Origin of the sequence: Jannaschia sp. 2305UL9-9, from assembly GCF_041403465.1 — a bacterium.
Classification (GTDB): domain Bacteria; phylum Pseudomonadota; class Alphaproteobacteria; order Rhodobacterales; family Rhodobacteraceae; genus Jannaschia.
This window is the reverse complement of record NZ_JBGEHM010000002.1, coordinates 442,779-467,656: the sequence shown is the minus strand read 5'-3', so window position 1 is coordinate 467,656 and position 24,878 is coordinate 442,779. Positions and strand designations below refer to the sequence as shown.

Sequence of the window (24,878 nt, the reverse complement as noted above, 5' to 3'; positions counted from 1 at the left end):
ACGTGTAAAGTTCTTGTTACAGCATGGGTGTATCGGCTACGATACGGTCATGAGTGTCATTCCAGATTTACAGTCGACCCAGACACGCCGGTTTCCGGAACCCGCCGCCATGCTGCGGCTGATCAAGCCGATCACGTGGTTTCCGCCGATGTGGGCCTATCTGTGCGGTGTCGTCTCCTCCGGGATCTCCCCTTTCTCGCAACCCGCCCTCGTCGTCCTTGGCGTCGTGCTGGCCGGTCCCATCGTCTGCGGCATGTCGCAGGCCGCCAACGATTGGTGCGACCGGCACGTCGATGCCATAAACGAGCCTGACCGCCCCATTCCGTCCGGCCGTGTGCCCGGGCGTTGGGGATTGTGGATCGCCCTGTCGATGACCGTTGTGTCCCTTGTCGTCGGCGCGTCGCTTGGGCCGTGGGGGTTCGGGGCGACCTGTCTTGCCGTGATCGCGGCCTGGGCCTATTCGGCGGAACCGTTTCGCGCCAAGCAATCGGGCTGGTGGGGGCCCGGCCTTTGCGGGCTCAGCTATGAGACACTGCCATGGATCACCGGTGCCGCCGTGCTGAGCGCGGGCCTGCCGGACTGGCGCATCCTTGCCATCGCCACCCTCTATGGCATCGGAGCGCATGGCATCATGACCTTCAACGACTTCAAATCCCTGCAGGGCGACCGTCAGATGGGCCTGCATTCGCTTCCCGTGACGCTCGGCCCTGATCGCGCGGCGCGGGTTGCCTGCTGGATCATGGGCGTTCCCCAGATCGGTGTCATTGCCCTGCTCGTGGCATGGGGCCGACCGATCCATGCGCTCGTCATTCTTGGCCTTCTGGCCGCGCAGGTCATCGCCATGCGCCGGATGCTGACGGACCCGAAGGCACTGGCGCCCTGGTTCAACGGCACCGGCGTCCTCGGGTCCGTTGCTGGCATGATGGTTGCCGCCCTTGCATTGGGCGGCCTGTGATGGGTTGGGGCGGGATCCTGCGGCTGTGCCTCGTGAATGCCGCGATCGGCGGGATGGCCGCCCTGCCCGTCAATCTGTTCAATCGGCTGATGGTCGTGGAACTCGCCCTACCCGCCCTGCTGCCGGGCCTGCTTGTCGCGCTGCACTACGCGGTTCAGATCACGCGCCCCGCATGGGGGCACCGGTCGGATCGCGCCGGCGCGCGGGTGCCGGTGATCCTTGGCGGCATGAGCGTTCTGGGCGCAGGCGTCGTTGCCGCAGCCTGGGCCATTGGCCTGCCGACGGGGGTCGCGCTGATCGTCTGGGTCGCGGCCTATGCGGCCATCGGAATCGGGGTCGGGGCCGCGGGCACATCGTTTCTTGCCCTGCTGGCGACGGTCGCGGGTGACCGGCGCGGGGCCGCGGCAACGTTGGCGTGGCTGATGCTGATTGCAGGCGCGATCGCGGCCTCGGTCGGGACGGGCATCGCGTTGGAGCCTTATTCCCCGGCGCACCTGACCATCGTCGTCGCCACCTGCGTCGCCATCGCGCTGGCACTGACGGTCGTCGCGACATTCGGGATGGATCGGCACACGCCCGCGCCCGCACCGACGCCTGCGTTGGGGGCCGCCCTCCGGCAGACATGGGCGGATCCGGCCGCGCGGCAATTCACGGGTTTCGTCTTTCTTTCGATCCTCGCCTTCTACCTGTCCGAACTGGTGTTCGAGCCTTTCGCCGGACAAGTGCACGGCCTGACGCCGGATGCCTCGACCAGGCTGTCGGGGGCCAAGGATGGCGCCGCGCTGATCGGCATGATTGCCAGCGGTGCATTGGCCCAGCTGCGCATCGGCAGTCTGCGGGCATGGGCGATCGTCGGATGCCTCGTGTCGGCGGGGGGCCTTCTGGCCCTGGGCGGGGGCGCACCGTTGATGCCCGCGACGCTGACCCTCGGGCTTGGCAACGGGTTGTTCGTCGTCGGCGCCATCGGATCGATGATGCGCCTCGCGTCCGCCCGCTCGGGGGCAGAGGGCACGACGATGGGCGTCTTCGGCGCGGCCCAGGCGATTGCGGCGGGCCTTGCGGGCATCGCGGCGACCGCAACCCTTGATCTGTTGCGCGGCATTCTGAGCGACGGCGCCGCCTATGGCAGCCTGTTCGCGATCGAAGCCGTGCTGTTCCTGCTGGCGGCCCTGATGGCCGCCCGTATCCTGGGCCCCGCGCCCGCCGCCATTCCGGGGGAATAGACATGAACCAGACCTTCGATGTCGTCGTCATCGGCGGGGGCCCATCCGGCGCCACCGCGGCCCACGATCTGGCGCTTGCCGGTCGCAGCGTGGCCCTGATCGACAAGGCCGGGCGGATCAAACCCTGTGGCGGCGCCATTCCACCCCGCGCCGTCCGGGATTTCGCCATCCCCGATGACCTGATCGTGGCCCGGATCAACACCGCGCGCATGATTTCACCCACCGGGCGACAGGTCGATATCCCGATCGAGGATGGCTACGTCGGCATGGTGGATCGCGAACATTTCGACGAGTTCCTGCGCGTCCGCGCGGCCGACGCCGGGGCGGTGCGGTTGACGGGCACGTTCACGCGGATCGAACGCGCCGGAAACGTCCAGACCGTCGTGTTCCGCGACAAGGCCAGTGGCACGGATCAACGGCTCGATGCGCGACTGGTGATCGGCGCCGATGGCGCCCGGTCCGGCGTGGCACGGGCCGAGGTGAAGGGTGGCAAGGAAATCCCCTACGTGATCGCCTACCATGAGATCATAGAGGCGCCCGGCAGGACGGGCACCTATGATCCGACCCGTTGCGACGTGATCTATGACGGCGCCATCAGTCCCGATTTCTATGGTTGGGTCTTTCCGCACGGCAGGTCGGCCAGCGTCGGCATGGGCACGGGCCGCGACGGCGTCGACCTGAAGGCGGCCACGACGGCGCTGCGCATGGCCTCCGGATTGTCCGACTGCAGGACAATCCGCAAGGAAGGCGCGCCCATCCCCCTGCGCCCCCTCGACAAGTGGGACAACGGCCGCGACCTCGTGCTGGCCGGTGACGCGGCGGGCGTTGTCGCCCCCTCGTCGGGCGAGGGGATCTTCTATGCGATGGTGGGTGGACGGGTTGCCGCCGTGGCCTGCGAGAAGGTGCTGGCGACCGGCAATGCGAGGCATCTGGCAACGGCGCGCAAGTTGTTCATGAAGGACCACAAGGCCGTCTTTCGCATCCTTGGCGCCATGCAGGATGCCTATTACAAGTCCGACGAGCGGCGGGAACGCTTTGTCACACTGTGTCACGATGTCGACGTGCAACGCCTGACCTTCGAGGCGTATATGAACAAGGAACTGGTAAGGGCCCGCCCCATGGCGCATCTCAAGATAGGCATCAAGAACGTGGCGCATCTGTTGGGCGTGGTCCGGGCGACGGGACCACGCCGGGCATGACGGCGATGGTGATCCCTGCATGGGTGGACGGCACCCTGACCCCGGTCGAGAAGCTGGAGGTGCACCGCCGCGGCCTGCGCCACAAGGCAGTGTCGGTCTTCGTGATGAACGGCGCGCGCATCCTGATCCAGCAGCGCGCATTGTCGAAGTATCACACCCCCGGCCTTTGGGCGAATACCTGCTGCACGCACCCCCATTGGAACGAGGACAACACAACCTGCGCAATGCGCCGCGTGTCCGAGGAACTGGGCATCACCGGCCTGCAGATGCACCCGCGCGGCGTTCTGGAATATCGCGCCGAGGTGGGGAACGGTCTGACGGAACACGAGGTGGTCGAGGTTTTCACGGCCGAAGCGCCCGCCGATCTGCCGATGCGCCTGAACCCGGAGGAGGTCGCCGCCGTCCGCTGGATCGATCTGTACGATCTGGCCGCCGAGGTGGAACGCCACCCGGACCGGTTCACCCCGTGGCTGCGGATCTACCTTGCCGACCACATGGATGCGATCTTCGGCGTTCTGAACCGCGCCTGATCCGTCCGGGTCATTGGATGGCCCGATCGACCCCCGCCCAGCGGCGCACCCCATCCAGCAACAGGCCGAATGGCCGGCTGAGCAGGATCATGAACAGGATGGCGGACCCGATTGCCGCCGACATCTCGGCCAGGTCAGCCCCGGCAACCCAGAGCGTTGCGGCATAGACCGGCACCTGGAACGTCAGGAAGGCGCCGATATCCAGAAGCGTCCGGCCGACCCGTCCGGACGGTGCCATCCTGCGAAACAGAAGATCGCGCCATGCCGCATAGGGGCGCCCCGTCAGCACCATCATCGGAATGGTCAGAAGACGCGTGATCAGCACCTGGCCCGGTGCCATCCCCGCAATCAGCAGTTCCGACAGACCGGCGGCAACCGTGAAGAACACGATGGTGGTGAGGGTATCGACGATGGCAAGGCGCATCCCCCTGCGCTAGGGCATGGCCCTGCTTCTGTCGATGCGGGTATCGCGCAAATCGACCCCGCCCGCATTTCTGCGGACGGGGCCTGCCTTTCGGCACCGACAAAAGATCACTCGTAAACTGGTGGTTCCGTGCTTGCCAGTTCAGGCCAGTCCGCAATCGCGTTCAGACCCTGCATCGGCTTGTTGTATCCTTTATGACAGGTCGCGCAGGCGGCCTTGGGCGCATCGGCATAGACGGGGCCGAGGCGTTCGGGCGGATAGACCGGACCCAATGGTTCGAGGAAGATGTTGTTGAGATCCTGAGCCATGTAGATGCCGAGCGATGCGGTCGCCCACTGCGGCGTCACCTGCGCACCATCGTAGAACGCCCGCGAGTTGTGACAGAACACGCAATTCACACCCAGCGAGTTTGCGAAGTAGTTCATCAACGAATACGTCCGCTCCGTGTCCTGCACCGTCGGGAAACCGGGGTCCGAGGGGCTGCCTGCGACGCGGCTTTCAAGGTCATGGACCGCGATGACGTTGTCCTCGTAGAGGTAGCGGTACAGGGCGTCGGATGGCAGGGACGTCGATTGCGACTGGATCGTTGCGCGGTTCTGCACGGACGCCCAACCTGCCGTCGCATCCGTGACCGGATCGATGCGGAACCAGACGTTCGTCGGGACGGGTTGACCACGGTGACAGGTGTTGCAGTTGACGCCGACCTCGGCATTGGCCTGAACGTGGCCGATGTAATCCTCGTTGATGTATTGCGTCATCTGGATCATCCGCCGGGCAACGGCCTTGGTATAGAGGTCGTCATCGGCGTAGTTCCCCTCGTCCGCGCCGGCATGGCAATAGGCGCAGCCCTCGTCGGGCGAGACCCAGATCGTGATGGCATTCATCAGGCGCAGGAAGTTCCCCTCGGACACGCCGCCCAGAACCTGGACGTTCTCGTAGATCTCGCTCGCCAGAGGCTCTCCCTCCTCGCGGGGATAGGGCTCCTCCGTGTAGTAGTCGGCGATGGTGGGATCGACCGTGCTGCTGAGCGCGGCGATCTGCATGCCGGTCCCGCGGGGGCCTGTCTGATCGAACTCGTCGTAGAACGGGTCGCCCCATGTCACCAGCAGGGCGGCGACGAAGACCGCCCCCCCGAGGGCCCCCACCAGAATGGCGGGGCCGAAGACGTTGGTGGGATTTTCGGAGTTCCAGCTATCGAACCATTTGGGGAACATGTCACTGACCCTCCGTCACGTAGGACTCGTAGCCGTAGGGCTCGAGATAGGTGGGGGCGAAGTTGTGCTCCTGCGCCCAGATGAACCAGTTGTCGACCACGGTGCCCGTCAGCAGGATCCCGATCCCACCGGTGATCGGGGTCAGGACCGCGAACCACCAGGCCCAGCGGTGGATGCCCTCCATCGTGGCGTTGAACCCCATGGTCCAGCGCCAGAACAGGGCGGCCCGTTCGGTCGCGGTGCCGCGGTCGTAGATCTGCTCCAGCTCCCGGTCGCCGCCATAGCGGGTGACGGCGAGGATCGTGGCGCCGTGCATCGCGAACAGCAGGACGGACCCATAGAGGAACACGATCGAAAGCGCGTGGAACGGATTGTAGTAGAGGTTCCCGTAACGGATCGAGAAGGCGGTCGTCCAATCGAGGTGCGGGAAGATGCCGTAGGGCACCATTTCCGACCACGACCCCATGAAGATCGGGCGGAACAGGCCCAGCACGAGGAAAAGCCAGATCGCGGCGCCAAAGGCCCATGCGACGTGCTTGCCCATCTTGTGCTGCTGCGCGAGGTGGTAGGACCGCGCCCACCACGACATCACGGACACGAGCAGCATCAGCGACGCGATCATGTACCATCCGCCGTCGTCCAGCGGCGGCATGGTCAACCCATGTTCGGGCGATGGCGGGTCGAGCGACAGCCAGAACAGCTGCCGGATGAATTCCGGGATCGACCAGTCCACCTGCGCCAGCATGTTGAAGCCGATGATGTTGAACCAGATCAGACCGGTCGCAAGCGAGATCACCCCGAAAAAGCCAAGATAGATCGGCCCGAGCTGGGCGTTGCCGATCAGGCCGGCAAGGGTGCTGAACGTGGCGCCGTTCGTGCGTTCGCGCGCCATCTCGTTCTCGTTGTCCATCCCCATTTCCGGGGCACCCTGCACCTGCACCTGGGTGAAGATGTTCTGATATTCAGGCCACCAAGACATGTCTTACATCCCCCCTGTTACAACGGACGCCGCGGGCCAGATCGGCAGGTCGAGCCACCAGTTCCACCATTCGGGCCATCCACGGGTCCAGACCGGCCCGGAAATGATGATGCAGACGGCCGACCAGAACCCGGCGTTGATCGCCAGCAGGAAGCCGAGGCGGTGAATGCCCAGCGTGCCGATCGAATAGCCGATGAAATCGCGAAAGAACGTATCCTCGTCATCAGGCGTCTTGGCCGCCTCGCCCTTTTCGGGATTGGCCGCCGACAGGATGAGCGCGCCATGCAGCGCCAGCGCCAGGGTGGTGGTGAAGAACAGCGTCACCGCCAGCATGTGGGCCGGGTTGTAGTGGAAATGCAGATAGGCGTAGCCGGTGTTGCTGACCCAATCGAGATGGCTGAAGATGCCATAGGGAAAACCATGTCCCCAGGCGCCCATCATCGCGGGGCGCAGAACGTTCAGCGTGACATAGGCAAAGATGGCGACGCCGAAGGCGAAGGGCACGTGGTATCCCATGCCCAGCTTGCGGCAGATCTCGACCTCGCGCAGGGCCCAGCTGACGAAGGCGCCAACGGCGCAGATCGTGATGATCTGCCACAGGCCGCCCTCCTGCAGGGGGGCAAGGCCAAGGCCGTATGACAGGTCGGGCGGCGCGATGCTGATCGTCCAGGGATTGAACGTCCCCTGCCAGGCGGCACCGATAAATATGAGCAACGTGCCGAGAGCGGCGAAAAAGGCAGTCGTGACACCGAAGAAGCCGACATAGAACGGCCCCACCCAGAAGTCGAAAAGATCGCCCCCGATCAACGTCCCGCCACGGACGCGGTATTTTCTCTCGAAGCTGAGCAATGCCATGGGGCAGCCTCCGCGCATTCGGGACGGTCAGACAGGCAAGGGTCGCTCCCTGCTCGGCCGTCGATTGTTTCAGGAATTGGTTGGTGCGGGCGACATGGTTGCAGGTCGCCCGCGACCGTTTCGATCAGATCGGATCTCTCACATTTCGGCGAGACGGGCGGCCTGGCTCAGTTCGAACCAGTTGTACCCTTCGTGCGAAAGCAGAACGAGATGGATCATTGCCGCGAGCAGGAACAGGAAGACGCCCTGTGCCACGAAAACGCGACGCGGGTCGAAGACCAGCCAGATTTTGTAAAACTTGGACATGATCTACCCCCTCAGAACGCGAACCACGGGAACACGATATACGTGAGCAAGTGAGCGACGACGGCGACTGCCGAAAACAGCCAGAGCCCGCTCAAATACACCGCATGCAGTTCCTGGGCCTGCTCGTCAGTGAGACCTGTAAAGGACAGGTCAGTTCTGTCAGCCATAGGATTATCCTCCATCAGCCAACGCCGCACACCCTGCGGCCGGGCCCCGGTGCCGCCTTATTGCGACACCGGCCGATCACCCCCCTGGCGGGGGGTGAAAGCGATGGTTCCATCCGCCCGGCCACGGGAGAGGAACCCTGTCTCAACCCTCGGCGTGTCTGACGTGCCAAGGTATCTCGGTGCCCCTTGCGAGGCAGGATCAGCTCGTGGTCAGACCGAGCAGATCGTCGTTGTCACGTCGCTTGCGCGGCTCCAGGCGTCCGCGATGATACCCGGTCGGTGGGCCGCGTCCGATTGCACCACGGCCATGCCGGCACGCAGCACCGCCAGCGGCACCGACACGGCAAAGATCGGGACGAAATACGCCCAGTATTCCAGTCCGGGTTCCTTGCGGGACCGGGCAATCGGGGTATTCGAGGTCATGTCAGACATTGGCATCCTCCTTTGGTGTTGGGCCTCGTGGCGCGATCTGCGCCACGGTCTCCACCTCCACGCGGGCGGCCCCCGATTTCAGGGCGGCCCGCTCGGCCTCGTCTCGCAGGCTCTTGGCGGCGGAAATTCTGGTCAGGACGGGGAACTCGGCGACGATGCGGTCGAGCATCGCCTGCGCCTCGGGTTCCCACGGGAAATCGCGTTGCAGGGGCGTCGGGGTCGCTTCCGCAGCGTCCATCTCCGTGCCCAATGGCAGGATGTGGAACAGCGCGTCGAACAACCCGTTGCAAATCTCCTGCAACAGATAGGTGGCCCCGGCGTAACCCATGAAGGGCGTGCCCGTAGCGCGGCGAATTGCGGCACCGGGAAAGCCTGCGGGGATGAACGCCGGCTTCGGTCCGAAACCGCCCGACATCTCGGCCATGTACATCTTCTCGTTGATCGACCCCATCACGATCAACGGGCGCTTTTCGTGCAGCGCCGCGCGGACCGCATCGTTATCGGTCTTCCTGCCCTGCAAGCGGGGGATCGCGAAGGCGCAGGGAAAACCAAGATCATCTTCGAGGAACAACCGGATGCCGCGGGTATAGGTCTCGTTCGACACGATCCCGAAGGAGGCGGTCGCGAAGAAATCCTGCGTGACGGAACGCCACAGATCCCAGACCGGCTTCAACGTCGAATGCTTTTCGACCTCGATGAACGGCTCGGGGTCCAACCCCGTCAGCTCGCCCAGCTTGCGCAGGAAGGCGGTCGTGCTCTCCACCCCGATGGGCGCCTGCAGATACGGCTTGGCCAGAACCTCGCACAACCCGCGTCCGAACTCGCGATACATGCAGATGTTGACGTCCGCGTTCACCAGGTTGCGCATCTCGGCCAGATGGGCGCCCAAGGGCATCACCATGTTGACCTCCGCGCCGATCCCTTCGACCAGCCGCCGGATCTCGGCCAGATCGCTGGGCATGTTGAAGGTGCCGTACATGGGGCCCAGGATGTTGACGCGGGGCTTCGCGCCCTCCTCGCGCGCCTTCTCCTTCGGCATGCGTCCCTTGGTCATCCCGAACTCGGTAAAGATCCAGGTCATGGCCCGGTCGGCGGCCTGCCACTGATCCTCGTCGATGGTGCGCGGCAGGAACCGCTGGATGTTGGTGCCCTGCGGCGTGACGCCGCCACCGATCATCTCGGCGATCGAACCGGTCACCACGACCGCGGGCAGGGCCGGGTCCATGGTGGCCCAGGCCCGCTTCATGGCACCTTCGGTCCCGTCGCGGCCCAGCTCCTCCTCGCCCAGACCCGTGGTCACGATGGGCAACTCATGCGGCGGCAAGGCATCGGTGTAGTGCAACACGCTCGTCACCGGCAGATTTTCGCACCCGACCGGCCCGTCGATGACGACCTGCAACCCCTTGACGGCACAGAAGGCATAGACGGCGCCCCAATAGCCGCCCGCGCGGTCATGATCCTGAACTAGCATGACCGACCCCCCGTTTCTTCCTGGCGGAAATATTCCGGGGTCTGGGGCAGAGCCCCAGCCCGCGCCCCGAAGGCGCGCGCGCGGGTCATATCATCTGCGCGGCAGCATCTGCGCGCGCCTTCTTGTCGAGCTTCTTCTGATGCGCGGCGCGGAAATCCGGGCGCAGGTTCGGCGCCCCCTCCCAGACACCGGCGGTATCGCCGTCACCGACACCTTCGAAGAATCCCTTCATCTTCGCCATGCGGTCCTTGTTGCCCATGGCGGCGTTGACCACCTGCTGCAACGACCCGGCGCCCGCGACGCCCATCAGAGGCCGCGCGGAAATGAGGTTCGTGAAGTAGAGCGAGGGGATGCCCAGTTCCTTGGCCTTCTGGACGACAGGTGTCGTGCCGATGGCAAGGTCGGGGCGCAGCCCTTCGACAACCGACAGGTCATCCTCCAGCGAAGCGCGGAACCTGACCGTGACACCCCTGGCCTCCAACCATTCCAGATCGGGGGCGGACCAGGGCGTCTTCGGACAGGCGGTGCCGACATAAGGCACATCGGCGCCGCTTTCGATTAACAGCCGCGCGACCAGCAATTCGGACCCTTCGTAGCCCGACACCGTCACCGTCCCGTCGATCCGGCTGCCCGACAGGGCACCCTGGATCGCGGGCAGGAACTGGTTCTGCGCCTCGGCCACTTGTGCAGCAGAAATCCCGAAGGCATCGCCGACTGATGCGAGCCACGCAGCCGTTCCATCGACCCCGACGGGGGCCGACCCGAGCACAGGGCGTCCGGCCGCCTGAAACTCCCGCACGGCTGCGGTGTAAAAGGGATGGATCGCGGCGACAGCGCCGCAATCCAACGCAGAATAGAACTCGCGCCACTCACGGCAGGGAACGACCGGACCTGCCGCCAGACCGAGTGGCGCGAGCATTCCTGCTATCCCCAGGGGGTCAGCAGGAAACATTTCGCCCAACAGCGTGACTGTCGGACGATCGGACTTGCCTGCTTTCGGCGCGGGCACGGGCCCTGCGGCGATCTCCTTGCGGGCGTAGGAAAGCATGGCTCCGGCCAGAACGTCCTTGGCCTCGGCGTGGGTGGGAATGCCGAAACCGGGCACGTCAATGCCGATGACGCGCACGCCGTCGATCTGATCGGGCAGCAGGCGCAGCGGGACGCCGCTGGCCGTCGGCACGCACAGGTTGGTCACCACGATGGCGTCCAGCCTGGACGGATCGGCTATATCGTGGACCGCGTCGCGGATATCCTCGAACAGCTTGCCGGTCACCAGCGTCTCGGAATCGAACGGCACATAGCCCACCGACCGCCGCGCCCCGTAGAAATGCGACACGAAGGTCAGGCCATAGACGCAGCAGGCAGAGCCGGACAGGATCGTCGCGACCCGCTTCATCCGCAGGCCGACGCGCAGCGACCCGAAGGCGGGGCACATGGACTGAGGCTTGTCATGCGGGCCGACCGGGTAATCCGCCTTGTAGCGGTCCAGCACGTCGCCCTTGCCCGCCTTGCGCGCTGCCGCCTCGAAGGTGTCGGGTGTGCTGCACCCCCCTTCGGAGGCGATATCGCGGAAGTCGTCAGGCATCGTCATACACCACTTCCAGCGAGGGCTTCACCTCATAGAACTTGCCTCGCATGTCGGCGTCCGTCGCGGGCTCCAACGTGACGCCAGCCCCCGTTTCGGACCCGTCGAACAGCGCCAGCAGGCCATCCTGATCGACCGGCGTGGGCCGCACGGGCGGCGCGACGGCAACCGCATCGCCAAGCCCGGCGAACAGACTGCCCCACTGGCTCTCGGCGGTGCCGACAATCTGGTAGTTGGCCGATTTCTTGCGCAGGTCGTCGTCCTGCGGAATCGAGGCCAGGACCGGAATACCCGCGACCTCGGCAAAGGCCTGCGCCTCGCCCGAGCCGTCGTCCTTGTTGATGACGAGACCCGCAACGCCGACATTGCCGCCCAGCTTGCGGAAATATTCGACCGCCGAGCAGACGTTGTTGGCCACATACAGCGATTGCAGATCGTTGGAGGCGACGAGGATCACCTTCTGCGCCATGTCGCGCGCGATCGGCAGGCCGAAGCCGCCACAGACCACGTCGCCCAGGAAGTCGAGCAGGACATAGTCGAAATCCCAGTCATGGAAGCCCAGCTTCTCCAGCAGCTCAAAACCGTGGATGATGCCGCGCCCGCCGCATCCGCGACCGACCTCCGGCCCGCCCAGCTCCATGGCAAAGACGCCGCCGCGCTTGAAACAGACGTCACCGATCGCGACCTCCTCGCCCGCCAGTTTCTTGCGGGTAGAGGTCTCGATGATCGTGGGGCAGGCCTTGCCGCCGAACAGCAGGCTTGTCGTGTCCGATTTCGGGTCGCAGCCGATCAGCAACACGCGCTTGCCCTGTTCGGCCATCATATGGCTGAGGTTGGCGAGGGTGAAGGACTTGCCAATACCGCCCTTGCCATAGATCGCGATGACCTGGCACTTCGACGTCGGTTCTCCCTGCGGGATCTCCAACGTCGGCTCTGCCGCGGCTTCGTCGCGCAGACGGTCGGTGAAACCCGTGAGGTCCGGAATATCTTTCACTGCGCCGTCTCCCAATCGAGGATCATCTTCAGGCAGTCGAGCGATTCGAACGCCTGTGCGTAGGCGGCAGGCGCGTCGGTCGCGGCCCGCCTGTGCGTGACAAGACCGTCCAACGACAGGATCCCGTCTTCGACGAGGTTGCGCGTCGCCACGAGGTCGTCGCGCGTCCACTCGGCCGAGATGCGAAAACGCACCTCGCGCATGAACGCGGGGGGATAGGCGAAACTGACGGGTTGGGGGTAGAACCCGGCAAGGACGATCTCGCCGCCCTTGGCCAGACGACCGACGAGGTCGTTGATCAGGTCCGCGTTGCCGGACGCATCGTAGATCGTCCGGTAATCCGTGCGGGCGTCCGTCGCGGGATCGAGGACATCGTAGCCGGATGCCCCCGAACGCCGTTCCGCCGCTGTTTCCCAGACGGTAGGCGCCCCGCCGGCGGCAACGGTCAGGCGGGCCAGCAGGCGGCCAAAGGCGCCGTGTCCGACGATCAGGTCCGGCAGGTCGACGCGCAGCCCGGCAATCGCATGGCGCGCGGTTGCGGCAAGGGCCAACAGGGCGCCCTGCGCGCCGTGACCGGCGTCGATCTTCACAAGACGGTCAGAGGGGCTGACGATGCGGGACGCGGCGGCGCCGAACAGGCCCCGCGCGCCGTCGTAGCAATCGGCGCCCGGCACGAACACGCGGTCACCGACAGCGAAGGCCGCGCCGGCGGTGACCTCGACCACCTCGCCCACGGCCTCGTAACCCGGAACAAGCGGATATCCCATGCCCGGGAACGGCGGCATCTCACCTGACCACAAGAGTTTTTCGGTACCAGTGGAAATCGCGGAGTGCCTGATGTCGACCACCACGGATCCGTCCTGCGGATCCTTCAGGCCCAGAGACGACAGCGCGATGGCCCCCGGTCCGGACATGATGATGGCCTCTGTCTGCACGCGATCCCTCCCGATCTTCGGACGCATTGGACTCGCCCGGCTTGCCCTCACCTTACCGCCACGCCACTTTATGTCAATCAGGATTGACAGATTAGGTGTCAGTTATAATCGTCACTTCAAGGCTGACAGAACGTGCGTGACGAAGGGGCGCGTCGTTCCGTGATCCGTGATGGCCGCAAAACCGGCCTGCTGCAGCAGGTCGATGATCCGGGCCGGACTTCGGGCGCAACCGGTCCGCATCGCCATGCAGTAGATGGCGAAATAGGCATCGCCCGCGCGGTTCGGACGCGCACCGCCCGTCATGGGCTCGCTGATGACGACGCGCCCGCCCGCGGGCAAAGCCGCATGCACGGACCGAAGAAGGGCAAGGACCGTGTCGTCCTGATGGTCATAGAGAACACGCACGAGGGTGATGACATCGGCCGTGGCGGGAAGGGGGTCGTCCCGAAAGCTGCCGGGCGTGATCTGAACGCGGGGTGCCAGATCGGCGGCGGCAAATGTGTCACGCGCGCCTGACACAACAGCCGGCAGATCGAACAGATGAAGGCGTGGCCCGACGTGCCTTTGCCCCAAAGCCGTCAGAAACGCACCGGTGCCGCCGCCGATATCCATCACCTCCCGCGCGCGGGATACATCCACGCGGCGCAGCGTCTCCTCGGCCACGAGGGTCTGGCTGTCGGCCATCAGCCGGGAATAGCGTTGCGTCGTGGCCGGATCCTCGGCGGCGCCCGCGCCGAACACATAAGGCCAGAATCCCGCAAGCCCGGTCTCGCCCCCGCGCAGGACGGACAGGGGGTCCTGCAGGTCCCGGTAGAGGACCGCGTGATGAGAGATCATCGCCTCCAGCCCCGGAACACCGAGCAGGGCCGCCCCACGCCGGGCAAGGCGAAAGCGGTCATCCCGGCCCCTTGTCATCAATCCAAGGGACGCCGCGCCATTGCACAGGATCGCCATGCGATCGGCCGTCAGGCCACTGCCCACCGCAAGGCCAGCCGCCGTCTGCGGCCCCTCCGCGATACGGTGCAGCAACCGAAGTTCCACGACGGACCACAGGATCTGGGAATGCACGAAGCCTGCCACCAGATCGAACAGCGCCTCTCCGTCGCGGCGGGCAATGCTGCGCAATCCCGGCACGGCGGAACAGAAGGATTGAAACCGGCGCGAGGCCACAAGGCGCATCATCCAAGACCCACGGGGGGTGGGCGCGGGGGACGGCTCTGCCAGGGTCACGACCTATTCCGCCGGGGTTGTGCTGTGATGCGCGGGGGTCAGGCGCTCGGCCGTGCGGCGCACCATTTCGGCCAGCATCCCCTCACCCGGACAGGCCGGGATGGAGGCGATGGCGCCCGAAAGGATATCCTCCAACCGCCGGATCGCCCCCTCGACACCGAATTGCGCGACCGCGCTTGGGCGGTCATGCGCCGCGTCCTGTCCGACCGGCTTGCCCGTCACGTCGGCGGGTTGCAGCACGTCGAGCAGGTCATCGGCGACCTGAAACGCCTCGCCGATGCGGGCGCCCAGTTCCGTCCACTGCTCCGGGTCCTGCCCCGCCGCGGCGGCCCCCATCCGGGTGGCCGCCGTGAACAGCGCCCCCGTCTTGGCACGGTGATAGGTCGCAAGGTCGATCTCGGCCTCGCTCTCCCACCCCTGCCCGGCACAGATGCCATGCGGCATGCCCGTGTAGCGCGCCAGTTCGGAGGTCAGGCACAGCGCGCGGGCCGGATCGTCCGCCCCCGCCTGCGCAAGGATGTCGAACCCCAGCACGATCAGGCTGTCCCCCGTCAGCAGGGCAATGGGTTCGTCGAAGGCGCGGTGCACGCTGGGCTTGCCGCGCCGGATGTCCGCGTCGTCGAAACAGGGCATGTCGTCATGTACCAGTGATGCGCAGTGGATCATCTCGATCGCGGCGGCACCCGCATCCGACAGGGTCGGCCGGTCGTCACCGCAGGCCATCGACACGGACAGGGCGATCGTCGGACGGATGCGCGCGCCCCCCGGTTTGACCGCATGATGCAGCGCGGCCGCAAGTCGCGCGGGCGGGGTGGCCCGCGTCGCACGCGCCAGCGCCCGGTCGATTGCGGCTTCGATTCTGGCATTCAGGGGCATGGCCGACCTCGGGGCTGATCTGTCATTGAAAGATGACAAAAGGTGTAACACAGTGTGGACATATGCCGGTGTCTGTCAACCGGTGGGGGGGATGATGTCGAAACGGGTCGTCATAATCGGTGCGGGCATTGGCGGGCTGGCCACGGCCATGCGCCTTGCCCATGCCGGCTGTGACGTTCTCGTGATGGAGCGTGCCGCCGACGTCGGCGGCAAGATGCGCACCCTGCCGAGTGCAGCGGGGCCGGTCGATGCGGGCCCGACCGTCCTGACCCTGCGGGATGTCTTCGAAGACCTGTTCGACGCCTGCGGCACAAGCCTTTCCGCGCATGTCACGCTGGACCCGCTGGATGTTCTGGCCCGCCACCACTGGGACGACGGCAGCACGCTGAACCTGTTCGCCGACCATGCCCGGTCGCTGGATGCCGTCGCGCGGTTCGCGGGGGCGCGCGCGGCCCGGCAGTTCGACAGCTTTCACAAGACCACCGCCCGCCTGTTCCGCGCGTTCGAGGCACCGATGATGCAGGCGCAGGCCCCGACCCTGTCCGGCATGACCGGCGTCGTTTTGCGCAATCCGAGACTGATTCCCGCGATGATGCCGGGGCTCAGCATGGCACGCGCCCTTGCGCTGAGGTTCTCGGACCCAAGGCTGAGACAGCTGTTCGGACGCTATGCCACCTACGTCGGCGGCCATCCCGATCAGGCGCCCGCGATCCTGTCGCTGATCTGGCAGGCGGAATCGCGGGGCGTCTACGCCGTGCGCGGCGGGATGCACGAACTGGCCAAGGCGATGCGGTCGGTCGCCGAGGCCGCCGGTGCGCGGTTCGTGTGCGACGCCCATGTCGACCGGATCGAGGTACAGGACGGCCGCACCGCCGCCGTTCATGCGGGCGGCCAGCGATACACCTGCGACCACGTCGTCTTCAACGGCGACCCCGGGGCCCTGTCCCGCGGCCTTCTGGGGGATGGCCTCGGTGGCATCCCGGAACGGGCGGTCGCCCCGCGCAGCCTGTCGGCCTTCGTCTGGTCCTTTGCCGCACGGGTGACCGGCGATCCCCCTGCCCATCACAATGTCTATTTCGCCAACACCCCGAACAGCGAGTTCAGCGAGATCCGCGCAGGCCTCCTGCCGTCGGACCCGACGCTTTATGTCTGCGCGCAGGACCGGGGGACCGGACATGTGCCGGACGGGGCCGAACGATTCGAGATCATCATCAACGGACCATCCCGCAACGGACCCACCCCCGACCCGAAGGAGGCTGAGCAATGCCGAGAGACGACATTCATCAGGCTGGCGCGCATGGGCCTGACCTTCGACCGGATCCCGGAGATCGGCGCGTTGACCACGCCCGAGGGCTTCGGTCAGCTGTTCCCGGCCAGCGACGGATCCCTCTACGGGCGATCCCCGCACGGGATGATGGCGGCGTTTCGGCGACCGACGGCGCGCACGGCGCTCGCGGGTCTGTATCTGGCGGGGGGCGGGGCGCATCCGGGGGCGGGGGTACCGATGGCGGCCACGTCCGGCAGGCTTGCGGCCGAGGCGATCTTGACGGACCTCGCTTCGACCTCTCCGTCCCGGCGCCCGGCTACGGCTGGTGGTATGTCGACGGGATCAGCGACGACGGCGCCCGCGCCATCTCGATCATTGTCTTCATAGGATCGGTCTTTTCGCCCTGGTACCGCTGGAGCGGGCGGACGGACCCCGAAGACAACGTCTGCATCAATGTCGTGACCTATGGCGCTGGCGGACGCTGGACGATGACGGACCGGGGGCGCGATGCCCTGCGCCTGACCGACCGGACGATGACCGTCGGCCCTTCCTCCATCCGGTGGGAAGGCGGGCGGCTGGTGATCGACATAGACGAGATGTCGACGCCCCACGCACAGGCCATTCGCGGCACGGTCACCCTCACCCCCAGCGCGATCACGCAGGTCGAGGTGCCCCTGACCCCCGATGGCGCCCATGTCTGGCGCCCCTTCGCGCCGACCGCCACAATCGAGGTGGACATCGACCGCCCCGGATGGCGCTGGTCCGGGCACGGCTACCTCGACGCGAACTTCGGCACGCGGGCGCTGGAGACGGATTTCGACTACTGGACATGGGGGCGCTTTCCGGTCGCGGGTGGGTCGGTCGCCTTCTACGATGCGGTGCGGCGCGACGGCTCGGACCTGTCGGTGGCCCTGCGCTTCGGCGCGGACGGATCCTGCGAGGAAATCGCCGCCCCGCCCTTGCAACGGTTCAGGCGGTCCAACTGGCTGGTCCGGCGGGAAACACGCTGCGACGCGGGGTCAGCACCCCGGCAAGTGAAGGCAATGCTCGACGCCCCGTTCTACAACCGCTGCGCCGTGGAAACGGTCATTCATGGCGAGACGACGACGGGCGTCTACGAGGCACTGGACCTCGATCGCTTTCGCAAGCCTTGGCTGATGCCGATGCTGGCGATGCGGGTGCCTCGGCGCAAAGGCTGGCGATTCTCGTGACGACGCCCCATATCGGGGCAAAGGAGACGAGACATGAGCGATTTTCCCGGCTGGCACGGCACAACCATCATCGGCGTCCGCAAGGGGGGCCGCGTCGTCATCGCGGGTGACGGGCAGGTCAGCGTCGGCCAGACCGTGATGAAGGGCACCGCCCGCAAGGTGCGCCGCCTGTCGCCCGGTGGCTTCGACGTGGTGGCGGGTTTTGCCGGGTCCACGGCGGATGCCTTCACCCTGCTGGAACGTCTGGAAAAGAAGCTGGAGGCGACGCCCGGCCAGTTGGCGCGCGCATCGGTCGAACTGGCCAAGGATTGGCGCACCGACAAGTACCTGCAAAAGCTGGAGGCGATGCTGATCGTCACCGACGGCACCGACCTGTTCGTCATCACCGGCGCGGGCGATGTGCTGGAGCCTGAACACGACGTGGCGGCCATCGGATCGGGGGGCAACTATGCCCTCGCTGCCGCGCGCGCCCTGATGGGCACGGACATGGATGGCGAGGCGATCGCCCGCCGCGCCATGTCGATCGCCGCCGACATCTGCGTCTACACCAACGGCAACCTGACGGTCGAGGCGATCGGCTAGATACCGGCTCAGCTCAGCTTGGCCATGCCGAGGGGCACGTTGAAGCGTTCGCACCAGATCCAGATCTCGTTGTACTGGCTGGGGTCGATGCCTGCGGGCACGGTGTAACTGCTGGCGCCGCTGGTGGACTTCAGCGGCCCCATCAGCGTCGCAGGGTCATAGCCGTCGCGGCCCAATGCCACCTTGGGGTCCGGCGCACTGCCGAAGCGGAAATCATCCAGCAGGTTGACCTGGTTTCCGGCCAGCTCTCCCGTGCCGCTGATGCCGTAGCGGGCCGCGCCGCTGAAGCTGCCAAGTCGGCCATGGCCGCCGGCAAGGGCCGGGATGGCGGACAAAAGGAGGGGGCCGGTCACGGCAAGGGTCACAAAGGATCGGCGGTTCATGGGGCAACTCCGGCATGGTTGGGGCAATGCCTGCATCCTGCCCTTGGCTGCGGCATCGGCAAAGCCATCCGCACGCCAACGTGACCGCCCGTCAGGTGGCGTGTCCGGCAACGTGCATCAGCGGGGACGACGTTGCGTTTCCCGCTTTGCCCCTTAGGTAGGGGACGAAGGAGACTGCCATGACCGACCTGACCCCGCGCGAAATCGTATCCGAACTGGACCGGTTCATCATTGGCCAGAAGGACGCCAAGCGTGCCGTGGCCGTTGCGCTGCGCAATCGGTGGCGGCGCAAGCAGCTGGGCGATGACCTGCGCGACGAGGTCTATCCCAAGAACATCCTGATGATCGGCCCCACCGGCGTCGGCAAGACCGAGATCAGCCGCCGGCTTGCCAAGCTGGCCCGCGCGCCGTTCCTCAAGGTCGAGGCGACCAAGTTCACCGAGGTCGGATACGTCGGCCGCGACGTCGAGCAGATCGTGCGCGACCTGGTCGATGCCGCCATCGCGATGATCCGCGAACAGATGCGCGAAGAGGTGAAGGCCAAGGCCCACACCGCCGCCGAGGACCGCGTCATCACCGCCCTGGCAGGCGAGGATGCGCGCGAAGGCACGCGCGAAGCGTTTCGCCGCAAGCTGCGCTCGGGCGAGCTTGATGACAAGGTGATCGAGCTGGAGGTCGCGGACACGTCGAACCCGATGGGCATGGCGATCCCCGGTCAGCCGGGGATGGACCAGATGGCGGGGCTGGGCGACCTGTTCGGCAAGATGATGCAGCGGACCGTGAAAAAGCGCCTGTCGGTCGCGGCCAGCTATGACCTGCTGATCGACGAGGAGGCCGACAAGCTGCTGGACGATGAAACCGTCAAGCGCGAGGCCGTGCGCGCCGTCGAACAGAACGGCATCGTCTTTCTGGATGAGATCGACAAGGTCGCCACGCGACAGGACGCGCGCGGCGGCGATGTCAGCCGCGAGGGTGTGCAGCGCGATCTGCTGCCCCTGATCGAAGGCACGACGGTCAGCACCAAGCACGGGGCGGTCAGGACGGACCACATCCTGTTCATCGCCTCCGGCGCCTTCCACATCGCCAAGCCGTCGGACCTGTTGCCCGAGTTGCAGGGCCGCCTGCCCATCCGGGTCGAATTGCGCGCCCTGACCGAGGAGGACTTCGTCCGCATCCTGACCGAAACGGACAATGCGCTGACCCTTCAATACCGCGCCCTGATGGCGACCGAGGACGTGACCGTGACCTTCACGCCCGAAGGCATCGCCGCCCTTGCCAGGATCGCCGCGCAGGTCAACGAAAGCGTGGAGAACATCGGCGCCCGTCGTCTCTATACCGTTCTGGAACGCGTATTCGAAGACCTGTCCTTCGATGCCCCCGACAAGGGCGGAAGCGAGGTCGTCGTGGATGGCGATTTCGTCGAAGCCCAGCTGGGCGAATTGTCCCGGTCGACCGACCTGTCCCGATACGTTCTGTGAGGAAGGACGGGGCCTTGGCGACCTACCTCGGGTTCCTGCGGGCCAACGCAGCCTTCCTGCTGGCGGGGCTGCTGATCTGCTTCACGTCCAGCTATGGGCAGACATACTTCATCTCGCTGTTCGCGGATGGGATCATGGCCGATTTCGGTCTGAGCGACGGGGAGTGGGGTCTGACCTATACCGTCGCAACGACGACATCCGCCGCGCTGATGGTGTTCATGGGCGGCCTGACGGACCGGTTCCGGGTGCGCCGCCTTGCCATGATCGCGGGCGTGGGCCTGACGCTTGCCTGCCTCGCAATGGCGACGGCACAGGGTGTGTTCGCATTGGTCCTGACGGTTCTCGCCCTGCGCCTTTTCGGGCAAGGCATGATGAGCCATATCTCGGCGGTGGCCATGTCCCGCTGGTTCGTGGCCACGCGCGGCAAGGCCCTGTCGATCTCGACCATGGGCTTCGCACTTGGACAGGCAATCCTGCCGATCGTGTTCGTCGCCTTGATGGCCAGCCTTGGATGGCGGTCGCTCTGGTGGGTGGCCGCGGGACTGGTCCTGCTGGCCATGCCGGTGATCCTGCGCCTGTTGCGGGCGGAACGGACGCCGCAATCGCTGGCGGCAGAGGCGCCGGTCGCAGGCATGGGTGGCCAGCACTGGACCCGTGGCCAGATGCTGCGCCACTGGATGTTCTGGGCGATGATCCCCCTGCTTCTGGGGCCACCCGCCTTCGGCACCGCCCTGTTCTTTCATCAGGTGCATCTTGTCGACGTGAAGGGCTGGGGCCTTGCCTCCTATGTCGCGCTGATGCCGCCGTTCACGGTGGTCGCGGTCGCGACGACCTTTGCTTCTGGCGCCATGCTGGACCGGATCGGGACCGGGCGGTTGATCAGCCTCTATCTGCTGCCCTTTGCCGGTGCGTTCCTGATTTTTGGTTTCGGACAAAGCCTCTGGGCCGCCGCCCTCGGCCTGATCGTGCTGGGTCTTGGAACAGGGACACAGGCGACGGTGCCCACCGCCTTCTGGGCCGAATATTACGGCACGCAGCACCTTGGATCGATCAAGGCGATGGCCGTCGCGATCATGGTGCTCGGCTCGGCCATCGGTCCCGGCCTGACGGGCCTGATGATCGACCTCGGGCATGACCTGCCGTCGCAGATGCCGTGGATCGCGGCCTATTTCGTCGCCTCTGCCGCGATTGCGACGCTGGCCGTGCGGCGGGCGGGCCCGACCCTACCGTCGCAGGTAGACGTAATACGCCCCTGAACCGCCGTGCGCGCGGTTCGCCTGCGCCACCTGCAACACGACCGCCGCAAGGGGCGGCATGGACAGCCACATCGGCACCTGATGCTTGAGCACGCCGAGACGGTTCGGAATGACCGTATCGCTGGGTTTCGATTTCCCCTTGCCCGTCACCACGAGGATCAGGCGCTTGCCGTCGCCATGGGCGCGCATCACGAACCCGACCAATGCGGGCTGGGCCATGGCAAGGGTCATCCCGTGCAGGTCGATCTTGCCCTCGGGGCGCAGCTTGCCGGCCTTCATCCGCTTGTGGGCCTTTGCGTCCATGCGCAACGGGGCGGCGGCGACCTGTTCCGTGATGCTGGGCACGAGCGAATGGACGGACCCCTTCGCCTTCGCCCGAGAGCCGAGCGTGAAGGGATCGACCTTGCGGGGCGACACGGGATCGGTCCGCGCGGGACGGGGCGCCGGATCGGGGGGGGCATCCCGGCTGGATTTCGCCAAAGGATCAGCCGATTTCGTATATCGCTGCCACAGGTCGCGATCCTCGGGGGACAGGGGGCGCCGGGTCATCGGGGCACCAGCGGGATCAGGCGACCGGTATCGTTCAGGCGACCGGCCGCGCGACCGGCGTCATCGCCCGTGCCGAGAAACAGATCGACGCGCCCCGCCCCCTTGATCGCGGACCCGACATCCTGTGCCACGCACAGACGGGCCATTCCCGCCGCCTCCAGCCAGACGAGGCTGCCCAGCGCGATGTGGTCCGGATCGACCGCAAGGCTGCGTCCGGCCGTCACGGGTTGCCCCATTGCACCGGTCGGCCCCCGGTCGGCGGGCACATCAAGCAGCCGAAAGAAGACATAGCTGGGGTTCCTGTTCATCACGGCCCGCCCGCGTGCCGCATCCCGTCGCAGCCATTCCTTGAGCGCATCCGCGGTGATGTCCGGCCCGAAGATGCCCTCTGCGATCAGAAGGCGTCCGATCGATCGATAGGGATGGCCGTTGCGCCCCGCATACCCCACGCGAAGCACCGACCCGTCCCCGAGGGCAAGGCGCCCCGACCCCTGCACCTGCAGGAAAAAGCGATCCACCTCGTCCCGCAGCCAGGCGATTTCCTGCCCAACCAGAGCAGCATCCACATCGCCGCGGGGCAGCGTACAGCCACCGGGCGGCAGGGCGTGCAGCGGAACGCCGTATTCATCGGACGGGGCAAGGCTGGCAGACAGCTCAGGCTCATAATACCCGGTGACATGCGCGGGAATGGCCGGGCCGGGACGGAACGCCCCTTCGAGGGCCCGCCGCATATCCCCGGATGGCAGGGGCCTGTCGCACGTCAACGCATAGGCCGCCGTCGCAGCCGCAAGATCATCCTCTGCCCACCCCGGCAGATCGGCAAACGAAAGCCGCCCCGTTTCGGGGGCGGCCGGGGTATCGCGGGTCGATGCCACCCTACCCGCCGGTGGCGACGAGTTTCCAGTTCGGATCGGCGGCACCCATTTCGCGCGCGAAGGTCCAGATATCGCGCTGTTTCTTGATCTCGTTCGGGTTGCCCTCGACGATCGTGCCCTCGGCATCACGCACGACGCTGGTCAGTTCTCCGACGAAACGGATCGTCACCTGGCCCTCGTTCGTGACGGGATCGAAGGCCGCATCCTCCAGCGTGGTCTCGCGCACGCCGATGAAATTGGCGTCGATCTTCAGGCCCTTGTCCTCCCGGTCGGCAATCACCGACAGGAATGCCTCGTAGACATCTTCGCCGAGGAACGGCTGAACCGACGACAGATCGCCGTTCTCGAAAGCCATGAGGATCATCTCATAGGCGCCGCGGGCGCCGGCGACGAATTCCGTCACCACGAAACCTGGCTCGGCCGCTTTCATCGCCGCAAGGGCCTTGGCCGTTTCGGTACCATCCTCGGCGTGATCGGTGATGTCCTGATCGGGTCCACCTTCGATCACCTCGAAATCGCGGCGCACGGGGATGTCATCCCCCGACTGAATGGCGGGCGGCTTCTCGAATCCGGTCCGCGTGCCAAGAACATTCTTGAGGCGGAACACCAGAAACAGCGCGATGGCCGCCAGTACGAGGAGTTGTATCACGGCGTCATCCATCCTTCTCTCCGCGCCCGTCGTTGGGCATTTGGTCTTGGTATCGCACAGAGGGCACATATGTAACACCGTGAAGGGGTCAAGTCATTCCGACCCCAACAGGAGGTTTCGTCGCATGTGGCTGCTCGCCATCTTCATTCTGGTCCCCATCGTGGAAATCGGCCTTTTCATCCAGGTCGGCGGATGGCTCGGCCTGTGGCCGACCCTTCTGATCGTGGTGATCACCGCGATGCTGGGCACATGGCTGGTGCGCAAGCAGGGGTTGGAACAACTGGCCGCCGTGCAGCGGTCCTTCGGTGAACTGTCGGACCCGACGCGGCCCTTGGCCCATGGCGCGATGATCCTCGCCTCCGGTCTGCTTTTGCTGACACCCGGCTTCTTCACCGATGCGGTCGGCTTTGCATTGTTGGTGCCCGGTGTGCGCGATGCGGTGATGAAGGCCGTCAAATCCCGGATCAAAGTGCAGAGCTTTACCATGGGCACCGGCCCACAGCCGCAGCATGCCCGCCCCGACCCGCACGGCCGGGACGACGTGATCGAGGCCGATTATGTCGAAGTGCCCCGGCGGGACGGGCCATCGGGCTGGACGGATCCGAACGGCACCGCCCCGCGCCGCTAGCGTATTGTTGTGACCTCCGGGGCGGTCTGCTAACCGTCCTGCAACCAGACACGCCAGACCCGGAGACACAGTCACATGGCCGACACGGACGAAACCGTTCCCGCACCCGACGCAGCCGCCGCCGAAAACGCCGCGACCGAGCAACCGAAAACCCCGCAGATGCAGGTTCTTGGCCAGTATATCCGCGACATGTCGTTCGAGAACGTCGCCGCCCAGAAGGGCAACACGATGGAGGGTCAGCCCGACATCAACGTCCAGGTCGGCCTCGATGCGCGCAAGCGCAAGCAGGACGGTCAGTTCGAGGTCGCGACCAAGCTGAACATCACCGCCAAGGCAAAGGGCGGGGAAGAGCCGATCTTCGCGATGGAGCTGGATTATTGCGGCGTCTTCGCCATCCAGAACGTGCCCGACAATCAGCTGCATCCATACCTGCTGATCGAATGCCCACGGATGCTGTTTCCGTTCCTGCGCCGCATCGTCTCGGACGTGACGCGCGACGGGGGCTTCCCGCCCCTGAACCTCGAGAACATCGATTTCGTGTCGCTTTACCGCAACGAGATCACGCGCCGGGCACAGGCCGAGGCCGCGCAGGTCACGCCGTCCTGACCCACGCATAGAGACCGGG

28 protein-coding genes are annotated in these 24,878 nt (G+C 65.9%); 11 read left to right on the top strand and 17 right to left on the bottom strand.

The features are described from left to right. Positions 1–49: 49 nt before the first annotated feature. The 4 genes from chlG to idi are packed head-to-tail and all read left to right on the top strand — an operon-like array spanning position 50 to position 3,907. Positions 50–955: a chlorophyll synthase ChlG gene (chlG, locus tag V6N07_RS10105; RefSeq protein WP_371156093.1), complete on the top strand. Its 906-nt coding sequence runs from the start codon at positions 50–52 to the stop codon at positions 953–955. Continuing rightward, complete coding sequence (locus V6N07_RS10100) at positions 955–2,178, top strand: MFS transporter (protein WP_371156092.1); 1,224 nt, start codon at positions 955–957, stop codon at positions 2,176–2,178. Before chlG ends, V6N07_RS10100 begins: the two co-directional genes overlap by 1 nt. A gap of 2 nt (positions 2,179–2,180) precedes the next feature. After that, entirely contained in the window at positions 2,181–3,377 is a 1,197-nt protein-coding gene (locus V6N07_RS10095) for a geranylgeranyl diphosphate reductase (RefSeq protein WP_371156090.1), read from the top strand. Next, the gene (idi, locus tag V6N07_RS10090; protein WP_371156089.1) at positions 3,374–3,907 is read left to right on the top strand and encodes an isopentenyl-diphosphate Delta-isomerase; all 534 of its coding nucleotides are present in this window, start codon (positions 3,374–3,376) and stop codon (positions 3,905–3,907) included. The genes V6N07_RS10095 and idi overlap by 4 nt, the downstream gene beginning before the upstream one ends. Positions 3,908–3,917: 10 nt before the next feature. On the opposite strand, the gene alaE is transcribed toward idi, so the two are convergent. The 13 genes from alaE to V6N07_RS10025 form a co-directional block, all read right to left on the bottom strand. Then, complete coding sequence (gene alaE / locus V6N07_RS10085) at positions 3,918–4,331, bottom strand: L-alanine exporter AlaE (protein WP_371156088.1); 414 nt, start codon at positions 4,329–4,331, stop codon at positions 3,918–3,920. Positions 4,332–4,438: 107 nt separating this feature from the next. Beyond that, positions 4,439–5,545: a photosynthetic reaction center cytochrome PufC gene (pufC, locus tag V6N07_RS10080; protein WP_371156087.1), complete on the bottom strand. Its 1,107-nt coding sequence runs from the start codon at positions 5,543–5,545 to the stop codon at positions 4,439–4,441. Position 5,546: 1 nt separating this feature from the next. Next, positions 5,547–6,524, bottom strand: a complete 978-nt coding sequence (gene pufM / locus V6N07_RS10075) for a photosynthetic reaction center subunit M (protein ID WP_371156086.1) — start codon at positions 6,522–6,524, stop codon at positions 5,547–5,549. Positions 6,525–6,527: 3 nt separating this feature from the next. After that, complete coding sequence (pufL, locus tag V6N07_RS10070) at positions 6,528–7,379, bottom strand: photosynthetic reaction center subunit L (protein WP_371156085.1); 852 nt, start codon at positions 7,377–7,379, stop codon at positions 6,528–6,530. Between the two features lie 138 nt (positions 7,380–7,517). Continuing rightward, complete coding sequence (gene pufA, locus V6N07_RS10065; protein WP_371156083.1) at positions 7,518–7,685, bottom strand: light-harvesting antenna LH1, alpha subunit; 168 nt, start codon at positions 7,683–7,685, stop codon at positions 7,518–7,520. An 11-nt stretch (positions 7,686–7,696) separates the two neighbouring features. After that, a complete protein-coding gene (gene pufB / locus V6N07_RS10060) occupies positions 7,697–7,852 on the bottom strand; it encodes a light-harvesting antenna LH1, beta subunit (protein ID WP_109562365.1) in 156 nt (51 codons plus the stop codon). Between the two features lie 210 nt (positions 7,853–8,062). Beyond that, positions 8,063–8,284 carry a cytochrome PufQ gene (gene pufQ / locus V6N07_RS10055; protein WP_371156080.1) on the bottom strand — a complete coding sequence of 74 codons (222 nt, stop codon included), beginning with the start codon at positions 8,282–8,284 and terminating at the stop codon, positions 8,063–8,065. After that, positions 8,277–9,755: a chlorophyllide a reductase subunit Z gene (gene bchZ / locus V6N07_RS10050; RefSeq protein ID WP_371156079.1), complete on the bottom strand. Its 1,479-nt coding sequence runs from the start codon at positions 9,753–9,755 to the stop codon at positions 8,277–8,279. Before bchZ ends, pufQ begins: the two co-directional genes overlap by 8 nt. Before the next feature lie 85 nt (positions 9,756–9,840). Next, positions 9,841–11,340 carry a chlorophyllide a reductase subunit Y gene (gene bchY, locus V6N07_RS10045; protein ID WP_371156077.1) on the bottom strand — a complete coding sequence of 500 codons (1,500 nt, stop codon included), beginning with the start codon at positions 11,338–11,340 and terminating at the stop codon, positions 9,841–9,843. Continuing rightward, positions 11,333–12,334 carry a chlorophyllide a reductase iron protein subunit X gene (locus V6N07_RS10040; RefSeq protein WP_371156075.1) on the bottom strand — a complete coding sequence of 334 codons (1,002 nt, stop codon included), beginning with the start codon at positions 12,332–12,334 and terminating at the stop codon, positions 11,333–11,335. The genes bchY and V6N07_RS10040 overlap by 8 nt, the downstream gene beginning before the upstream one ends. Next, positions 12,331–13,269: a chlorophyll synthesis pathway protein BchC gene (gene bchC / locus V6N07_RS10035; protein ID WP_371156074.1), complete on the bottom strand. Its 939-nt coding sequence runs from the start codon at positions 13,267–13,269 to the stop codon at positions 12,331–12,333. The genes V6N07_RS10040 and bchC overlap by 4 nt, the downstream gene beginning before the upstream one ends. Before the next feature lie 111 nt (positions 13,270–13,380). Then, positions 13,381–14,448: a methyltransferase gene (locus tag V6N07_RS10030; RefSeq protein WP_371156802.1), complete on the bottom strand. Its 1,068-nt coding sequence runs from the start codon at positions 14,446–14,448 to the stop codon at positions 13,381–13,383. A 54-nt stretch (positions 14,449–14,502) separates the two neighbouring features. Continuing rightward, positions 14,503–15,375 (bottom strand): polyprenyl synthetase family protein, encoded by an 873-nt coding sequence (locus V6N07_RS10025; protein ID WP_371156073.1) that lies wholly within the window; start codon positions 15,373–15,375, stop codon positions 14,503–14,505. Positions 15,376–15,469: 94 nt separating this feature from the next. Here V6N07_RS10025 and crtD point away from each other — a divergent pair, with 94 nt between their 5' ends. The 3 genes from crtD to hslV are packed head-to-tail and all read left to right on the top strand — an operon-like array spanning position 15,470 to position 18,435. Next, positions 15,470–17,029, top strand: a complete 1,560-nt coding sequence (crtD, locus tag V6N07_RS10020; protein WP_371156072.1) for a 1-hydroxycarotenoid 3,4-desaturase CrtD — start codon at positions 15,470–15,472, stop codon at positions 17,027–17,029. After that, the gene (crtC, locus tag V6N07_RS10015; RefSeq protein ID WP_371156801.1) at positions 16,984–17,853 is read left to right on the top strand and encodes a carotenoid 1,2-hydratase; all 870 of its coding nucleotides are present in this window, start codon (positions 16,984–16,986) and stop codon (positions 17,851–17,853) included. The genes crtD and crtC overlap by 46 nt, the downstream gene beginning before the upstream one ends. A gap of 33 nt (positions 17,854–17,886) precedes the next feature. Next, positions 17,887–18,435, top strand: coding sequence for an ATP-dependent protease subunit HslV (gene hslV, locus V6N07_RS10010; RefSeq protein ID WP_371156071.1), 549 nt, complete (start codon positions 17,887–17,889; stop codon positions 18,433–18,435). An 8-nt stretch (positions 18,436–18,443) separates the two neighbouring features. On the opposite strand, the gene V6N07_RS10005 is transcribed toward hslV, so the two are convergent. Further along, a complete protein-coding gene (locus V6N07_RS10005) occupies positions 18,444–18,818 on the bottom strand; it encodes a DM13 domain-containing protein (RefSeq protein ID WP_371156070.1) in 375 nt (124 codons plus the stop codon). 179 nt (positions 18,819–18,997) lie between these two features. Between V6N07_RS10005 and hslU the strand changes: the two genes are divergently transcribed. Beyond that, the gene (gene hslU, locus V6N07_RS10000; RefSeq protein ID WP_371156068.1) at positions 18,998–20,296 is read left to right on the top strand and encodes an ATP-dependent protease ATPase subunit HslU; all 1,299 of its coding nucleotides are present in this window, start codon (positions 18,998–19,000) and stop codon (positions 20,294–20,296) included. A 14-nt stretch (positions 20,297–20,310) separates the two neighbouring features. Next, positions 20,311–21,552, top strand: coding sequence for a nitrate/nitrite transporter (locus V6N07_RS09995; protein WP_371156067.1), 1,242 nt, complete (start codon positions 20,311–20,313; stop codon positions 21,550–21,552). Here the strand turns inward: V6N07_RS09995 and V6N07_RS09990 are convergent. From V6N07_RS09990 to V6N07_RS09980, 3 genes are read right to left on the bottom strand one after another with little or no spacing between them, the layout of a single operon-like run. Further along, positions 21,520–22,101: a Smr/MutS family protein gene (locus V6N07_RS09990; protein ID WP_371156065.1), complete on the bottom strand. Its 582-nt coding sequence runs from the start codon at positions 22,099–22,101 to the stop codon at positions 21,520–21,522. The genes V6N07_RS09995 and V6N07_RS09990 overlap by 33 nt on opposite strands. Then, positions 22,098–22,976, bottom strand: coding sequence for an MltA domain-containing protein (locus tag V6N07_RS09985; RefSeq protein WP_371156063.1), 879 nt, complete (start codon positions 22,974–22,976; stop codon positions 22,098–22,100). Before V6N07_RS09985 ends, V6N07_RS09990 begins: the two co-directional genes overlap by 4 nt. Before the next feature lies 1 nt (position 22,977). Next, positions 22,978–23,637 (bottom strand): Tim44/TimA family putative adaptor protein, encoded by a 660-nt coding sequence (locus V6N07_RS09980; protein WP_371156062.1) that lies wholly within the window; start codon positions 23,635–23,637, stop codon positions 22,978–22,980. 112 nt (positions 23,638–23,749) lie between these two features. Between V6N07_RS09980 and V6N07_RS09975 the strand changes: the two genes are divergently transcribed. Next, on the top strand, positions 23,750–24,253 hold the full coding sequence (locus tag V6N07_RS09975; RefSeq protein WP_371156060.1) for an FxsA family protein: 504 nt from the start codon (positions 23,750–23,752) through the stop codon (positions 24,251–24,253). A gap of 75 nt (positions 24,254–24,328) precedes the next feature. Beyond that, the gene (gene secB, locus V6N07_RS09970; protein ID WP_371156059.1) at positions 24,329–24,859 is read left to right on the top strand and encodes a protein-export chaperone SecB; all 531 of its coding nucleotides are present in this window, start codon (positions 24,329–24,331) and stop codon (positions 24,857–24,859) included. The last annotated feature ends 19 nt before the right edge of the window (positions 24,860–24,878 follow it).

What these genes read in the sequence shown, in the direction of transcription:
- idi (WP_371156089.1), top strand. Translation starts at nt 3,374, where the DNA reads ATGACGGCGATGGTGATCCCTGCATGGGTGGACGGCACCCTGACCCCG.
- V6N07_RS10100 (WP_371156092.1), top strand. Translation starts at nt 955, where the DNA reads ATGGGTTGGGGCGGGATCCTGCGGCTGTGCCTCGTGAATGCCGCGATC.
- bchY (WP_371156077.1), bottom strand. Translation starts at nt 11,340, where the DNA reads ATGCCTGACGACTTCCGCGATATCGCCTCCGAAGGGGGGTGCAGCACA.
- V6N07_RS09990 (WP_371156065.1), bottom strand. Translation starts at nt 22,101, where the DNA reads ATGACCCGGCGCCCCCTGTCCCCCGAGGATCGCGACCTGTGGCAGCGA.
- bchZ (WP_371156079.1), bottom strand. Translation starts at nt 9,755, where the DNA reads ATGCTAGTTCAGGATCATGACCGCGCGGGCGGCTATTGGGGCGCCGTC.
- pufC (WP_371156087.1), bottom strand. Translation starts at nt 5,545, where the DNA reads ATGTTCCCCAAATGGTTCGATAGCTGGAACTCCGAAAATCCCACCAAC.
- secB (WP_371156059.1), top strand. Translation starts at nt 24,329, where the DNA reads ATGGCCGACACGGACGAAACCGTTCCCGCACCCGACGCAGCCGCCGCC.
- V6N07_RS10095 (WP_371156090.1), top strand. Translation starts at nt 2,181, where the DNA reads ATGAACCAGACCTTCGATGTCGTCGTCATCGGCGGGGGCCCATCCGGC.
- V6N07_RS10030 (WP_371156802.1), bottom strand. Translation starts at nt 14,448, where the DNA reads ATGCGCCTTGTGGCCTCGCGCCGGTTTCAATCCTTCTGTTCCGCCGTG.
- chlG (WP_371156093.1), top strand. Translation starts at nt 50, where the DNA reads ATGAGTGTCATTCCAGATTTACAGTCGACCCAGACACGCCGGTTTCCG.
- pufM (WP_371156086.1), bottom strand. Translation starts at nt 6,524, where the DNA reads ATGTCTTGGTGGCCTGAATATCAGAACATCTTCACCCAGGTGCAGGTG.
- hslU (WP_371156068.1), top strand. Translation starts at nt 18,998, where the DNA reads ATGACCGACCTGACCCCGCGCGAAATCGTATCCGAACTGGACCGGTTC.
- V6N07_RS09980 (WP_371156062.1), bottom strand. Translation starts at nt 23,637, where the DNA reads ATGGATGACGCCGTGATACAACTCCTCGTACTGGCGGCCATCGCGCTG.
- pufB (WP_109562365.1), bottom strand. Translation starts at nt 7,852, where the DNA reads ATGGCTGACAGAACTGACCTGTCCTTTACAGGTCTCACTGACGAGCAG.
- alaE (WP_371156088.1), bottom strand. Translation starts at nt 4,331, where the DNA reads ATGCGCCTTGCCATCGTCGATACCCTCACCACCATCGTGTTCTTCACG.
- hslV (WP_371156071.1), top strand. Translation starts at nt 17,887, where the DNA reads ATGAGCGATTTTCCCGGCTGGCACGGCACAACCATCATCGGCGTCCGC.
- V6N07_RS09975 (WP_371156060.1), top strand. Translation starts at nt 23,750, where the DNA reads ATGTGGCTGCTCGCCATCTTCATTCTGGTCCCCATCGTGGAAATCGGC.
- V6N07_RS10025 (WP_371156073.1), bottom strand. Translation starts at nt 15,375, where the DNA reads ATGCCCCTGAATGCCAGAATCGAAGCCGCAATCGACCGGGCGCTGGCG.
- V6N07_RS10005 (WP_371156070.1), bottom strand. Translation starts at nt 18,818, where the DNA reads ATGAACCGCCGATCCTTTGTGACCCTTGCCGTGACCGGCCCCCTCCTT.
- pufL (WP_371156085.1), bottom strand. Translation starts at nt 7,379, where the DNA reads ATGGCATTGCTCAGCTTCGAGAGAAAATACCGCGTCCGTGGCGGGACG.
- pufQ (WP_371156080.1), bottom strand. Translation starts at nt 8,284, where the DNA reads ATGTCTGACATGACCTCGAATACCCCGATTGCCCGGTCCCGCAAGGAA.
- pufA (WP_371156083.1), bottom strand. Translation starts at nt 7,685, where the DNA reads ATGTCCAAGTTTTACAAAATCTGGCTGGTCTTCGACCCGCGTCGCGTT.
- crtD (WP_371156072.1), top strand. Translation starts at nt 15,470, where the DNA reads ATGTCGAAACGGGTCGTCATAATCGGTGCGGGCATTGGCGGGCTGGCC.